The following is a 12,456-nucleotide window of genomic DNA, read 5'->3' as shown; positions in this document are numbered from 1 at the left end:
GCAAGGGGTCAATCCGTGTGCGGTTGGGTAAGTTTGATACAAAGCCAGTGAAGAGGCTCGCAAAACGCCTTGAAAGTCGCGAAATAACCCGGCTGAAGGTCACCTGGCCGAGAATGAAACTCATTTCGCTAACGCGGTAAGAGATCCGTCGTAGAAAAGTGATTATTAGAGGTGCCCATTAGCTTCCACTGAAACTGCGTTTTCTTCGTATACCGACGCGTCCTTCGTGCGCAATAGCTTTTTCCAGGTTAAATCAGGACCGCCGCCAAAGCGCGCTTGACCGCCGCCGCGAAATCCCCTGGAACCGTTCGGCTCGACTCTCGTTGCTTGAGCCCACCGAAGGGATTGGGAAAATAAGCATCGTCGGTGAAGCGCGGAATCACGTGCCAATGAAGGTGTGGCACGACGTTACCGAAGCTTGCGAGATTCATCTTGTCGGGGCGAAGCACGGCCCGCAAGGCCGACTCCGTGGCGAACACCACCTTCATCAAGTGCGTGCGCTGTTGCACTTCCAGATCGCTCATCTCCTTCACGTGGGCTTGCCATACCACTCGCAGGAGGCCGGGATATTCCGGATCCTTGGGCCATATGATCCGGCAGTGCTCACCGGACCATAGCGCCTCCCCTCCTTGTTCTCGGCAAAACAGGCACTCGTCCATGAATTCCTTTCCTCCAAGCGGGTGATTACACCGTGATCATTCCGATGACCCAATATCGAACGAACTTGCCAGCCGCGATGAACACGCTTACTCCCACCCAATGCAGGCGAAGCCATCCGGCTGCCACGCATAAGGCGTCTCCCACGATGGGAACCCATGCGAAGAAGAGAAGCGGGGCGCCAAAGCGGCGCACCCACTCGGCGCGTCCTTGCACCGGAGCTTTGGGCAAGACCCAGCCAAGCAAATAAGACGAGAGGCCGCCTAGCGTATTGCCGGTGGTAGCCACCACCATGGCAGGCCAAAACAATGTGGCGTCGTGCTTGAGCACGCCTACTAACACCAGTTCCGAACCGCCTGGCAGCAGTGTCGCCGCCAGGAAGCTAGAGAGGAAGAGCCCGCCTAAGGATAGGTAGTCGCTCAGAGGGACTGGTGCCGGTTAGGGGCGATAAGAGTAGGGTGACATGGCGCGCCCGACACGATTCGAACGTGCGACCCCTGCCTTCGGAGGGCAGTACTCTATCCAACTGAGCTACGGGCGCGTGGAACCGGGAATATAACCCGGCTGGGCCCTCGGCGCCATTTCGCAATGCGCGCCGGCCTGAATTACGGATTGTTCTCCTATAATCCACGCCTCTTACCTATTCCCAAGGCATGACGGCATGGCTTCTCCCGCGAACGAATTCCACATCCAAGAGCACAATTCGCCTATCAAGACCCCACGGCAGTTGGTGGCCGTCGCGGTGCTCTCCTTCGTGGTACCCGTGTTGCTGATCGTGGGGATCGTGCAACTCGTCCTTGGCGGAATGAAGGTGGATCCGAAGAATCCCATGTTTTCCGAGGAGGCCACGGCCAAACGGCTACAACCCGTGGGCGAGATTAGTTTGGGGCAGGCTGCGACACCCTTGCCTTCATCGCCGGCGCCGGTGGCCGCCGCCAAGACGGAACCCGCCAGCGGCGATAAGGTGTACCAGGCGGCTTGCGCCATGTGCCATACGGCGGGTATCGCGGGCGCGCCCAAGTTTGGCGACAAGGGCGCCTGGAAGGTGCGCATTGCGCAAGGGCCAAGCGTCCTGCACGAGCACGCGCTCAAGGGTATTCGCATGATGCCCGCCAAAGGCGGCAACGCCGCGCTTGTCGATGCCGAAGTGATGGCGGCGGTGGACTACATGGTCTCCAGGTCGAAGTAGCGCCAGCCTATGGCGACCTATGCCATGGGAGACGTGCAGGGCTGTTTCTCGGCGCTGACACGGCTGCTCGCGAAAATCGGGCACCGCCCCACGCAAGACTGCTTGTGGTTCGTGGGCGATCTGGTGAATCGTGGTCCCGAATCTCTTGAAACACTGCGCTTCGTGCGTGCCATGGGGGAGCGCGCGATCACCGTATTGGGCAATCACGATTTGCATTTGCTGGCGGTGGCGGCCGGGTGCGAGAGCGCGAAAGAAGGCGACACCCTGGACGAAGTGCTACAGGCACCAGACCGCGAAGAACTTCTCGGGTGGTTGCGCCGGCGACCTCTTATTCACCGCGAGAACGGGCACGTTCTCCTGCACGCGGGCTTGCTTCCGCAGTGGAGTATCGCGCAGGCCCTAAGCTTGGCGGCGGAAGTGCAAGCGGCGTTGGGCGGCGAGAATTATTCCCTCTTTGCCAAGACTATGTACGGGAACAAGCCATCGGGCTGGTCGGACGATTTGCAAGGCAACGACCGGCTTCGTGTCATCACCAATGCACTCACGCGCTTGCGCGTGTGTACGGCCGCCGGCGTTATGGACTTCTCCTTCAACGGAACCCCGCACTGCGCCCCCAACGGGTTCCTACCTTGGTTTGAAGTTCCTGGCCGAAAAAGCGCGGACGAGACCCTCATTTTCGGTCATTGGTCAGCGCTTGGGTTTCGTATGAAAGATAACCTCATCGCGCTGGATTCCGGTTGCCACTGGGGCGGGCAGCTCACGGCAGTTCGCTTGGAAGACCGCGCTGTGTTTCAGGTGGAGTGCCACTCGGCGTGACCGCATGCCGCACCCGGTGTTCGGCATCTTGCGCGATTTCGCGCCGCGTGCGGCCCGGCACTTCCAGTTCGCCAAGATAAATGAGTTCGGCCGCCACTTCGCGGTGAGCGAGGATCTTCTGGAGAGACTGCCAAAGCGTCGTCTCATCCGCGTAGGCTACCTCCACGTTGGCCGAGCCATCGGAACTTATGTAGCGAATGGCGAGCACATGCACTGACACGCCCATTTCCACGGCGGGCTGTAATAACGATGCATTGAAGCGCCGAACCGAAGTGCCGTCACTGGTGGTGCCCTCGGGAAAAATCGCCACCGTCTCTTGCGCGTGTAGCGCCGCTCGAACGATTTGGTTGATGCGAGACGTATCGCGGCGGCGTTCGCGCTGAATAAATAGGGTTCGCGACCGGTGCGCCATCCACCCTATTAGAGGCCAGCCTCGTACTTCCGCCTTGGCGACAAAGCATACGGCCGACACGGAATGCAGCAACCATATATCCAGCCAGGAAACATGATTTGCCAGGACCAGGCTGCGCGGCTCGAAGGCCGCGATCTCGGGAGTTTGAAGGCGAACTCGTAATATTCGCAAAAGGCGCCGTGACCAAGCTTCGATCAAACGTCTTTGTCCCGCGCGGCCAACCAGGGGAAAAACGAAGGCAATGGTGACGGCGCCGCGTAGCAGGTGCAATAGCAAGCGTCCGAACCGAAGGGCCCGGACAATACGAGAAGTCGGTGCCATGCCCAGCGCGGCGCCAGCCGTTACCAGATGGCGTGAGCGAAGGCTTCCTCGTATTGCCGCGCGATGTCATCGCGCGTGAACTGGTGATTCTGCCCTCCGCGGCTGGCGATCTTGATGGAACCCACTAGGGAGGCGAGGCGGCCGGTCCGAGCCCAATCCATGCCTTCGCCAATGCCATAGAGCAACCCCGCGCGGTAAGCGTCGCCACAGCCCGTGGGGTCCGCGATTTGCGCGGGTTTGACGGCGGGAATATCGATGCGGCTGCCATGGGTGTATATCCAGGACCCTTCGCCGCCGCGAGTGACGATGAAGGCCGACACTTTTTCCGCCAGCGCTTCGATGCTTTTGCCCGTTTTCTCCTCCAGCAGGCGCGCCTCGTAGTCGTTGACCGTGACGTACTGGGCCTGCTCGATGAATGCCATCAGCTCCGCGCCCTTGTACATCGGGATGCCTTGGCCTGGATCGAAGATGAAAGGAATGCCGGCCTCGTGAAATTCGCGCGCGTGCTGCATCATCCCATCGCGCCCGTCCGGGGCAACGATGCCCAGGCTCACGTCCTTCGCGTCGGCGATGTGATTCAGGTGCGAGTGGTCCATGGCTCCCGGATGGAAGGCGGTGATCTGGTTGTCGGCCAAATCCGTGGTGATGAAGGCCTGGGCCGTGTAGGTGTTCTTCACTTCCTTGACGTGATCGCGGCGTAGCCCGAGGCGCTCCAGGCGGTAGGCGTAAGGTTGGTAGTCATCTCCGACTGTCGCCATGATCAGCGGCTTGCCGCCAAGCATTTTCAAGTTGTAGGCGATGTTTCCGGCGCATCCTCCAAACTCGCGGCGCAGTTGAGGGACGAGAAATGCCACGTTCAGGATGTGAATCTGGTCGGGCAGGATATGATTCTTGAAGTGATCGCGAAACACCATGATGGTGTCGTAGGCGATGGAGCCGCAAATGAGCGTGTTCATGTTTTTCGCGAGAGCAGATACGGGTGAGGGAACTGCCTATTGTATCGGCGGGGGGATGATGAGTTCCACTTCGACCTGGTCGCTGCCGGTTTGGACGAGCCCGAGCTTCAAGGCTGCCGTGTAGGATAAGTCGATGAGGCGCCCGGAGTGGAAGGGTCCGCGGTCGTTGACGCGGACCACCACGCTGCGCCCATTGCTAAGACGCGTGACACGGACGTAACTGGGGATGGGCAAGACGGGATGGGCCGCGCTCATGGCGAACATGTCGTAGGGTTCCCCCGATGCGGTGGGTTTCCCGTGATAGCGCCGCCCGTACCAACTCGCCCGGCCGCGCGCGCGATAGGGCTTGAACTGCGTCATGGGCACAAACTGCTTGCCCAGCGCCGTGTAGGGCTTGGTTGCGGAAGCGCGCAGCGGCTCGGCTTTGGGTTGAGCGTCGGGAGTGTCTTCGAGGTTGCGCGGCGGGTCCGCCGGCGGTCCGTCATCCAGGTAATAAGCGCCGGGGTGCCGGGGCGGATCGGAACCGCAAGCGGCCACCGTGCACACGATCCACCCGGCGGCCAGCAGCGCCGATAACGGCCGTGGCATCAACTTTGAACCAGGCGTTTGTGGGTATGAATGCTCATCAAGATACCCATCCCGAACATGATGCTCACCAGCGAAGTTCCGCCATAGCTAATGAGCGGCAAGGGAATGCCGACCACGGGAAGAATCCCGCTCACCATTCCCATGTTCACGAACACGTAGATGAAGAAAGTGAGCGATATGGCGCCGGCCAGCAAGCGCGTGAACAAAGTGGAGGCGTTGAAACTGATGAACAGTCCACGGCCGATCACGAAGATATACAAGCTCACCAAGATCACATTCCCGAACAATCCGAATTCCTCGCCGAACACCGCGAAGATGAAGTCCGTGCTGCGCTCAGGCAAGAAGTCCAGGTGCGCCTGGGTGCCGTTGAGCCAGCCCTTGCCGAAAACTCCGCCAGAACCCAGGGCGATACTCGCCTGAATGGTGTGATAGCCCGCTCCCAATGGATCTTGCGAAGGATCGATCAAAGTGAGAATGCGGCGCCGCTGGTAATCGTGCATGAGGGACCATAGCACTGGCATGAAAGCCCCGGCGGCCACCGCGAGCCCAATCAAGACCTTCCAACTCAATCCCGCAAAGAAGATGACGAAGAATCCGGCGGCGGCAATCAATACCGCCGTGCCCAGATCGGGTTGGTGAGCCACCAGTAACACCGGCACCAACACCATGACAGTCGCGATGCAGTAGTCGCGAAACCTCAGGATCGCTTCGTAGCGGTCGAAGTACCACGCCACCGCGAGCGGCACGGCGATCTTCATGATTTCCGATGGCTGGATGTTGGCCACGCCGACATTGAGCCAGCGTTGCGCGCCGTTAATGATCTCGCCCTTCACTTCGACGGCAACCAGCAGGAGGAGCCCGATGAGATAGATGGGCAAAGCCACGCGCATCAAGTAGTGCGGGGCGATGTTGGCGGCGGCCCACATGACGCCCACCGCGATCAGCAAGCTTGTGAGCTGCCCGATCACCCTGGGGATCGTGGCGTTCGACGCGCTGTACAAAACTACCAGGCCCACGAGTACCAGTGCTCCTAGTCCCATCAGGAGGTACTTGTCCAGATGGCGCCCGAGGTAAGTCAGGATGCGGTTAATCATGTTCGGGTTCCTCTGGAGCGATGACCGGCTCGGGGTCGGGCTCCTTGCCTAGGATGTAGAAGTCAAAAACCTTGCGCGCGATAGGGGCGGCGGTGGATCCGCCATGGCCGCCGTTCTCCACCAAAATGGCCAGCGCGATGCTGGGCGCATCGGCTGGCGCGAAAGCGATGAACAAGGCGTGGTCACGAAAGCGTTCCTCGATCTTGGTTTCGTCGTACTTCTCGTTTTTCTTCATGCCGATAACCTGCGCGGTACCGGTCTTGCCCGCGATGGCATAGGGCGCGCCCATTCCCGCCAGCGCCGCCGTGCCTCCGGGGCGCATCACAGCGGCCATGGCGTCGCGCACCAAGGCGTAGTTCTCGGGCTTGAGTTCGAGCTTACTTATGGGTTCGATTTCCAGCGAGGTAAGCTGGTTGGTGCGGCTATTCTGTACGTGCTTAACCAAGTGCGGCCGGTAGATGGCGCCATGGTTCGCCAGAATGGCGGTGGCCTGGGCTAACTGTAGAGGCGTGGCGAGGTTATAACCCTGTCCAATGCCCACGGAGATCGTATCCCCGCCAAACCATTTTTGTTTGAACCGCCGTTGCTTCCATTGTTGCGAGGGCAACAGGCCCCCGCTCTCGCCATGGATGTCGATACCGGTAGCTTTCCCAAACCCAAATTGGCCAATGAATTCGTGTATGTGGTCGATGCCCAGATCTTGCGCCAGCCCATAGAAGTAAGTGTCACAGGACACCACGATGGCCCGGTGCATATTTACGGTTCCGTGCCCGCCCTTTTTCCAATCGCGGTAGACGTGACCGCCGCCACCCAGCACAAAATAACCTGGGTCGCCAATGGAAAATCCCGGCGTGCGTTTGCCCAGTTCCAGGCCCGCCAGCGCCATGAAGGGTTTGAAGGTGGATCCCGGCGGATAAACCCCTTGCAGCGCGCGGTTGTTGAGCGGGTGGTCAGGCGAATTGCTCAACGCCTCCCAATTCTGCGGGTCGATACCTTCCACGAAAAAATTGGGATCGAATCCGGGTTTGCTCACGAGCGCGAGCACGCCGCCGGTGGAAGGTTCGATGGCGACCAGCGATCCGCGCCGGTCGCCGAAGACGCGCTCGGCGACCTGCTGCAGCCTCGCATCCACGGACAACAATAAGTTGTTGCCGGAAACGGGAAGGGTGCGGCGCAATGTACGAACAGCTCTGCCGCCGGCATCGGTTTCCACTTCCTCGAATCCCGTGGTGCCATGCAGTTCGTGCTCGTACTTGTCCTCCAACCCGGCCTTGCCCATGTAATCCGAGCCCGCGTAGTTGGCGGCTTGGCCCTTGTCTTCCTGGCGCGCCTTGTCCGTCTTGGTCAGCCGGCCCATATAGCCCACGATATGAGACGCCACCTCGCCATTGGGGTAATGCCGGAACAAGCGTGCCTTGATCTCCACGCCCGGGAAGCGGTAACGGTTCACGGCGAAGCGAGCGATTTCCTGGTCGTTGAGGCGGGTGCGAATGGGCAGGCTCGCGAATTCGTGGGTCTCCTCCGAAACCTTGCGGAAGCGCTTGCGGTCGCGCGCGGTGATTTCCACCACCTGTGATAACTCGGCAAGCAGGCCATCGACGTTCTCCACTTGGCTGGGCGTGATTTCCAGCGTGTACCCCGCGTAATTGTGGGCTAGAACGGCGCCATTTCTATCGAGGATCAGTCCGCGGTTGGGGACGATGGGCAAGATCGAGATCCGGTTGTTCTCGGCCAGCGTGTGGTAGTAGTCGTGCTGAACGACCTGCAAATAGAAGAAGCGCGCAGCGAGGCCGGCGAAGGCCGTGAGAATCATCGCCGCCGCCACGACGATGCGAAACTGAAAATTCTCCAGATCTCGCTGGGTATTTCGAAGCTCTACGTTTCGGTTCATGCCGCGTCAACTGACCCTAGACCGCATCCTGCTCATCGGATTGGCGCAACGGTATGCGCAGCACGGTGGTGAGCAACGGCCAAATGGCGGCTCCCGTCACACTCGGCAAGAAGTAATGAAAACCGGGGAACTCACTTCCCGCAACCATCCGCACGATGAGCGTGACGACTTGGGTTAGCAGGAGGATCACCAGCACGTGCACGATTTGGTAGGCAAGCGGAAACATGATGATGCGCCGGTGAAACACGCCGGCCAGATAGAGCATCAGCGTATAAGCCAGCGCGTGTTCGCCGAATAGACTACCGTTGGCCACGTCCATGAATAGGCCCAGCAACCAAGACGACGTGAAACCCAGCCGGTAGGGATGATAAATCGTCCAGTAGATGACCACCATGGCAATGAGATCGGGTTTCAGGCGCGTGATGAGTTCCGGTGCCGAAAGTAAGTTGACCAGCGCCCCGGCGAGAATAGTCAGCGCGATATAGCTCATGCGCGCGGGGCGCAACAGTTCAGGCGGCTGGTTGGCGGGCGCACTGATGCCGAGCCCAAATTTCATTGTCTCTCCTTGCGTGCTTTTTTCCCCAGTAGCCGCTTGGTCTCGTTCGCGAAGGGATCCGCGGGAGGTTTGTCCCCCCCTTCGATCACCATGACTTGCAACGCGCCGTAGACACCGGTGAGCGGTACGCAATTGATGCGCGCGAATGCGTACGCCACGTCACGCTCGACATTGGTGACCTTGGCGACGGGTAATCCGGGAGGGTAGGTACCATCGATCCCCGAGGTGAACAACACATCGCCGTTTTGCACATCCGCGCTCACGGGCATGTAGCGCAACTCAAGCGTCCCGTCGTAGCCGATGCCGAATAACACTCCGCGCAAGCCGCTACGCTGAACTTGGATGGGAATGGCTTGGTCCCGGTCCGTCACCAAGCTGACCTCCGATTGCCAGGGGTATACACGCGTGATCTGGCCAACCAACCCGATGGAGTCCACCACGGCCAGCCCTGCCCGCACGCCGTCGTGCACGCCGCGGTCAATAACCGCGCGGCGCGTGAAGGGGTCGGGGTGTAGCCGTTGGATTTCCGCGGAGACGGCTTTGCGGCCAATGACTTCCCTTAGACCCAGCATCGTACGCAGATTCTTATTTTCTGCTTCCAAGGCCGCCAGCGTTTGCAGGGAGGTAGCGTTGGCCAGATTCTGCTGCCGGAGATGCTCGTTTTCTTGCCGCAGCTGGGCCTGGGTTACGAAGAACTCGGTGGTGCGGTTCAGCGCCCATCCGGGGATATCCGTGAGTCTTTGCAAGGGATAGAGCAGCACCGATACGCCCGTTCGCATGCCTTCCAGATAATGAAAGCGGCTGTCGGCGATGAGCAGAACCAGTGAGGCCAAGCAGAAGAAAATAAAGCGCGTGAGCAGCGTAGGGCCGCGCTGGAAAAACTGCGGCGCGCTATGTTCCATTCAATCTCAAATTGCCAATCGCCACGTCACGAGCCGAAGACCGGGTTCCCGGGGGCGCTTGGGCCGCCAAGCTGCCGCGCATTGGAGAGATCCGGCTTAATCGCTGGTAAAGATGTTGACCCCCAGCTTGTCCATACGCTCCAGGGCCTTGCCCGAGCCGCGCACCACGCAAGTCAGGGGATCCTCGGCAATGATCACGGGCAAGCCAGTCTCTTCCATCAGCAGGCGGTCGATGTCTCGCAGCAAGGCACCGCCACCGGTGATGACCATGCCTTTTTCCGCGATGTCGGCGCCCAATTCGGGAGGGGTTTGCTCCAGGGCCGATTTGACCGCGCTGACGATGGAGTTCAAGGGCTCGGTGAGCGCTTCCAGGATTTCATTGCTGGAGATGGTGAAGCTACGCGGAATGCCTTCGGCCAGATTGCGGCCCTTGACCTCCTTCTCGCGTACTTCGCTTCCTGGGAAGGCGGAGCCGATCTCTTTCTTGATCTCCTCCGCCGTGGTTTCTCCGATCAGCATGCCGTAGTTGCGGCGGATGTAGTTGATGATGGCTTCGTCGAACTTGTCGCCTCCCACGCGCACCGAGCTGGCGTAGACGATTCCGCCCAGGGAGATGATCCCGACTTCCGTCGTACCCCCGCCGATGTCCACCACCATGGAGCCCGTGGCTTCCTCGACGGGCAACCCCGCGCCGATGGCGGCCGCCATGGGTTCCTCGATCAATTCCACCTTGCGGGCGCCAGCCCCGTAGGCCGATTCCCGGATGGCGCGCCGTTCCACCTGAGTGGACCCGCAAGGCACGCAAATGACGATGCGGGGCGATGGCGAGAACAGGCGGTTGTCGTGAACTTTCTTGATGAACTGCTTGAGCATCTGCTCGGTCACCGTGAAGTCCGCGATCACGCCATCTCTCATGGGCCGTATGGCGGTGATGTTACCGGGGGTGCGCCCGAGCATCTGCTTGGCCGCGAGGCCTACTTCCTGAATGACCTTCTTGCCATTGGGCCCGCCCTCCTGGCGGATGGCCACCACGGAAGGTTCGTTCAGGACGATGCCCTTGCCGCGGACGTAGATCAGAGTGTTTGCAGTGCCGAGATCGATTGCGAGATCGTTGGAGAAGTAACCGCCAAGAAATCCGAACATGAAGGTTTGTACAGTAGGCTCGAGGTGTAAGGAGAAAGGCCTCGTGAAAAGGCGCGCGGGTTGAAGCAGTTATAATAACGCACCGGCATAAGCACGATAAAGGCCTAGCGTAGTTTTTATTGCATGGAGACCTCTTGGTACGCGTTGGTGCGTGGGTCCTGTGCGTTTTTCCCGAAAATCCCCATGTCATTATCCCTGAACGACGTACAGCGCATCGCGCTGCTTGCCCGCATTGCCATTTCAGACGATGAGGCCCGTGACGCCCAGGCGCAGCTTAACAACATTTTCGCGCTGATCGGGCAACTGCAGGCGGCGGACACCACGGGCATCGAGCCCATGTCGCATGCGCAAGACATATCTCAGCGCTTGCGCGCCGACGAAGCCGTGGAACCCGATCGCCATCTGGCGTTCCAGGAGGCAGGGCCCCAGGTAGAGGCGGGTCTTTACTTGGTGCCCAAGGTGATCGAGTAGCCATGCTGAACGAGGGTATCGCCGCCCTGGCCGCGGCAATGCGCCGGCGCCTGATTTCCAGTGCCGAGCTGGCCCAGGGGTTCTTGGAAAAGGCACGGCGCCATGACAACCTGAATGCCTTCATTTCACTGGATCCGGAGATAACACTGGCGCAGGCGCGCGCCGCGGACGAGCGCCGGGCGCGGGGCGAAGATCACCCGCTGCTTGGTATTCCTCTGGCCCACAAGGATCTTTATTGCGCCGAGGGCTGGCTCACGACCTGCGGCTCGCGCATGCTCGCCAACTTCCGCGCGCCCTACGATGCTCATGTCATCGAGCGCTTCAAGGCGTCTGGGGCGGTGATTCTGGGCAAGACCAACATGGACGAGTTCGCGATGGGTTCGTCCAACGAGACTTCCTATTTTGGACCCGCCAAGAATCCCTGGGACCTCGATGCCGTGCCAGGCGGAAGCTCGGGCGGCTCGGCCAGCGCCGTGGCGGCCCGTCTAGCGCCTGCTGCGACCGGTACCGATACGGGAGGGTCCATACGCTTACCTGCGTCCATGTGCGGAGTGACGGGACTCAAGCCTACGTATGGGGTGGTGTCCCGCTACGGCATGATTGCCTATGCTTCCAGTTTCGATCAAGGCGGTCCCTTGGCGAGATCCGCCGAGGATGTGGCTACGCTGCTCAACACGATGGGTGGCTTCGATGAGCGCGACTCCACAAGTTTGGAGCGTCCCGTTGAGGACTACGGAAGGGATCTGGAGCGCCCTTTGGCTGGCATGAAGCTGGGGTTGCCAAAGGAGTATTTTGGCGATGGTCTTGGCGCGGACGTTGGATTGGCCATGGAGCAAGCACTCACTGAATTGCGCCGCTTGGGCTGCGAAACCGTGGAGGTTTCCTTGCCTAACACCCATCTTTGTATCCCCGCTTATTACGTTCTGGCCCCGGCCGAGGCCTCTAGTAACTTGGCTAGGTTCGACGGTGTGCGCTACGGTTATCGCACGCCCCAGTACTCGGGTCTTCAGGAAATGTATCAACGCACGCGCGCGGAAGGATTCGGGGCGGAGGTCAAGCGCAGGATTCTGATGGGTGCCTATGTGCTCTCCCATGGCTATTACGATGCCTACTACTTAAAGGCCCAGAAGGTGCGGCGCCTGATCGCGGGCGATTTCAGCGAAGCCTTCAAACGATGCGATTTGATCGCGGGGCCCACCTCCCCCACGGTGGCTTTCGACTTGGGTTCCAGGAACCAAGACCCGGTGCAAATGTACCTGTCCGATATCTATACCACCGGCGTGAATCTAGCCGGGCTGCCCGGCATGTCGGTGCCCTGCGGGTTTGGCGCCAAAGGCCGCCCCGTGGGCTTGCAGATCATCGGCAACTATTTTTCGGAAGCGCGCATGCTCAATCTTGGCCACCAGTTTCAGCGCGCGACCGATTGGCATACCCGTATCCCGGCGGGAGTGGAGTAGCTC

12 protein-coding genes, 1 tRNA gene and 1 pseudogene are annotated in these 12,456 nt (G+C 60.1%); 3 read left to right on the top strand and 11 right to left on the bottom strand.

What is annotated here, in order from left to right; translation table 11 throughout:
• Positions 1-248: 248 nt before the first annotated feature.
• The 3 genes from EXR36_06555 to EXR36_06545 all read right to left on the bottom strand — a co-directional run bounded on the left by EXR36_06555 (position 249) and on the right by EXR36_06545 (position 1,198).
• A complete protein-coding gene (locus EXR36_06555; GenBank protein MSQ59301.1) occupies positions 249-659 on the bottom strand; it encodes an HIT family protein in 411 nt (136 codons plus the stop codon).
• A 25-nt stretch (positions 660-684) separates the two neighbouring features.
• Positions 685-1,080: a DedA family protein gene (locus tag EXR36_06550; GenBank protein ID MSQ59300.1), complete on the bottom strand. Its 396-nt coding sequence runs from the start codon at positions 1,078-1,080 to the stop codon at positions 685-687.
• A gap of 41 nt (positions 1,081-1,121) precedes the next feature.
• Positions 1,122-1,198, bottom strand: a tRNA-Arg gene (locus tag EXR36_06545).
• A 120-nt stretch (positions 1,199-1,318) separates the two neighbouring features.
• Here EXR36_06545 and EXR36_06540 point away from each other — a divergent pair.
• Positions 1,319-2,662: pseudogene (locus EXR36_06540) on the top strand (symmetrical bis(5'-nucleosyl)-tetraphosphatase).
• Here the strand turns inward: EXR36_06540 and EXR36_06535 are convergent.
• The 8 genes from EXR36_06535 to EXR36_06500 form a co-directional block, all read right to left on the bottom strand.
• Entirely contained in the window at positions 2,604-3,395 is a 792-nt protein-coding gene (locus tag EXR36_06535) for a 1-acyl-sn-glycerol-3-phosphate acyltransferase (protein ID MSQ59299.1), read from the bottom strand. The pseudogene EXR36_06540 and the gene EXR36_06535 overlap by 59 nt on opposite strands.
• 20 nt (positions 3,396-3,415) lie before the next feature.
• Complete coding sequence (locus tag EXR36_06530) at positions 3,416-4,351, bottom strand: carbohydrate kinase family protein (protein MSQ59298.1); 936 nt, start codon at positions 4,349-4,351, stop codon at positions 3,416-3,418.
• A gap of 36 nt (positions 4,352-4,387) precedes the next feature.
• The gene (locus EXR36_06525) at positions 4,388-4,939 is read right to left on the bottom strand and encodes a septal ring lytic transglycosylase RlpA family protein (GenBank protein ID MSQ59297.1); all 552 of its coding nucleotides are present in this window, start codon (positions 4,937-4,939) and stop codon (positions 4,388-4,390) included.
• On the bottom strand, positions 4,939-6,033 hold the full coding sequence (gene rodA / locus EXR36_06520) for a rod shape-determining protein RodA (GenBank protein ID MSQ59296.1): 1,095 nt from the start codon (positions 6,031-6,033) through the stop codon (positions 4,939-4,941). The genes EXR36_06525 and rodA overlap by 1 nt, the downstream gene beginning before the upstream one ends.
• Positions 6,026-7,924 carry a penicillin-binding protein 2 gene (gene mrdA, locus EXR36_06515; protein MSQ59295.1) on the bottom strand — a complete coding sequence of 633 codons (1,899 nt, stop codon included), beginning with the start codon at positions 7,922-7,924 and terminating at the stop codon, positions 6,026-6,028. The genes rodA and mrdA overlap by 8 nt, the downstream gene beginning before the upstream one ends.
• Positions 7,925-7,940: 16 nt before the next feature.
• Positions 7,941-8,480: a rod shape-determining protein MreD gene (mreD, locus tag EXR36_06510; GenBank protein ID MSQ59294.1), complete on the bottom strand. Its 540-nt coding sequence runs from the start codon at positions 8,478-8,480 to the stop codon at positions 7,941-7,943.
• A complete protein-coding gene (gene mreC / locus EXR36_06505) occupies positions 8,477-9,382 on the bottom strand; it encodes a rod shape-determining protein MreC (GenBank protein MSQ59293.1) in 906 nt (301 codons plus the stop codon). The genes mreD and mreC overlap by 4 nt, the downstream gene beginning before the upstream one ends.
• Positions 9,383-9,478: 96 nt before the next feature.
• Positions 9,479-10,525, bottom strand: a complete 1,047-nt coding sequence (locus tag EXR36_06500) for a rod shape-determining protein (GenBank protein MSQ59292.1) — start codon at positions 10,523-10,525, stop codon at positions 9,479-9,481.
• Positions 10,526-10,708: 183 nt separating this feature from the next.
• Here EXR36_06500 and gatC point away from each other — a divergent pair, with 183 nt between their 5' ends.
• Both gatC and gatA read left to right on the top strand, forming a co-directional pair.
• Positions 10,709-10,996 carry an Asp-tRNA(Asn)/Glu-tRNA(Gln) amidotransferase subunit GatC gene (gatC, locus tag EXR36_06495; protein MSQ59291.1) on the top strand — a complete coding sequence of 96 codons (288 nt, stop codon included), beginning with the start codon at positions 10,709-10,711 and terminating at the stop codon, positions 10,994-10,996.
• A 2-nt stretch (positions 10,997-10,998) separates the two neighbouring features.
• Positions 10,999-12,453, top strand: coding sequence for an Asp-tRNA(Asn)/Glu-tRNA(Gln) amidotransferase subunit GatA (gatA, locus tag EXR36_06490; protein ID MSQ59290.1), 1,455 nt, complete (start codon positions 10,999-11,001; stop codon positions 12,451-12,453).
• Positions 12,454-12,456: the final 3 nt, after the last annotated feature.

This window comes from Betaproteobacteria bacterium, from assembly GCA_009693245.1.
Lineage (GTDB): Bacteria > Pseudomonadota > Gammaproteobacteria > Burkholderiales > SHXO01 > SHXO01.
The sequence above is the reverse complement of the archived record's forward strand: the minus strand, read 5'-3'. Positions and strand labels throughout refer to the sequence as shown.

Excerpts from the sequence above, each read along its gene's own strand:
- EXR36_06555 (MSQ59301.1), bottom strand. The coding sequence starts at position 659 with ATGGACGAGTGCCTGTTTTGCCGAGAACAAGGAGGGGAGGCGCTATGG.
- EXR36_06535 (MSQ59299.1), bottom strand. The coding sequence starts at position 3,395 with ATGGCACCGACTTCTCGTATTGTCCGGGCCCTTCGGTTCGGACGCTTG.
- EXR36_06530 (MSQ59298.1), bottom strand. The coding sequence starts at position 4,351 with ATGAACACGCTCATTTGCGGCTCCATCGCCTACGACACCATCATGGTG.
- EXR36_06525 (MSQ59297.1), bottom strand. The coding sequence starts at position 4,939 with ATGCCACGGCCGTTATCGGCGCTGCTGGCCGCCGGGTGGATCGTGTGC.
- rodA (MSQ59296.1), bottom strand. The coding sequence starts at position 6,033 with ATGATTAACCGCATCCTGACTTACCTCGGGCGCCATCTGGACAAGTAC.
- mrdA (MSQ59295.1), bottom strand. The coding sequence starts at position 7,924 with ATGAACCGAAACGTAGAGCTTCGAAATACCCAGCGAGATCTGGAGAAT.
- mreD (MSQ59294.1), bottom strand. The coding sequence starts at position 8,480 with ATGAAATTTGGGCTCGGCATCAGTGCGCCCGCCAACCAGCCGCCTGAA.
- mreC (MSQ59293.1), bottom strand. The coding sequence starts at position 9,382 with ATGGAACATAGCGCGCCGCAGTTTTTCCAGCGCGGCCCTACGCTGCTC.
- EXR36_06500 (MSQ59292.1), bottom strand. The coding sequence starts at position 10,525 with ATGTTCGGATTTCTTGGCGGTTACTTCTCCAACGATCTCGCAATCGAT.
- gatC (MSQ59291.1), top strand. The coding sequence starts at position 10,709 with ATGTCATTATCCCTGAACGACGTACAGCGCATCGCGCTGCTTGCCCGC.
- gatA (MSQ59290.1), top strand. The coding sequence starts at position 10,999 with ATGCTGAACGAGGGTATCGCCGCCCTGGCCGCGGCAATGCGCCGGCGC.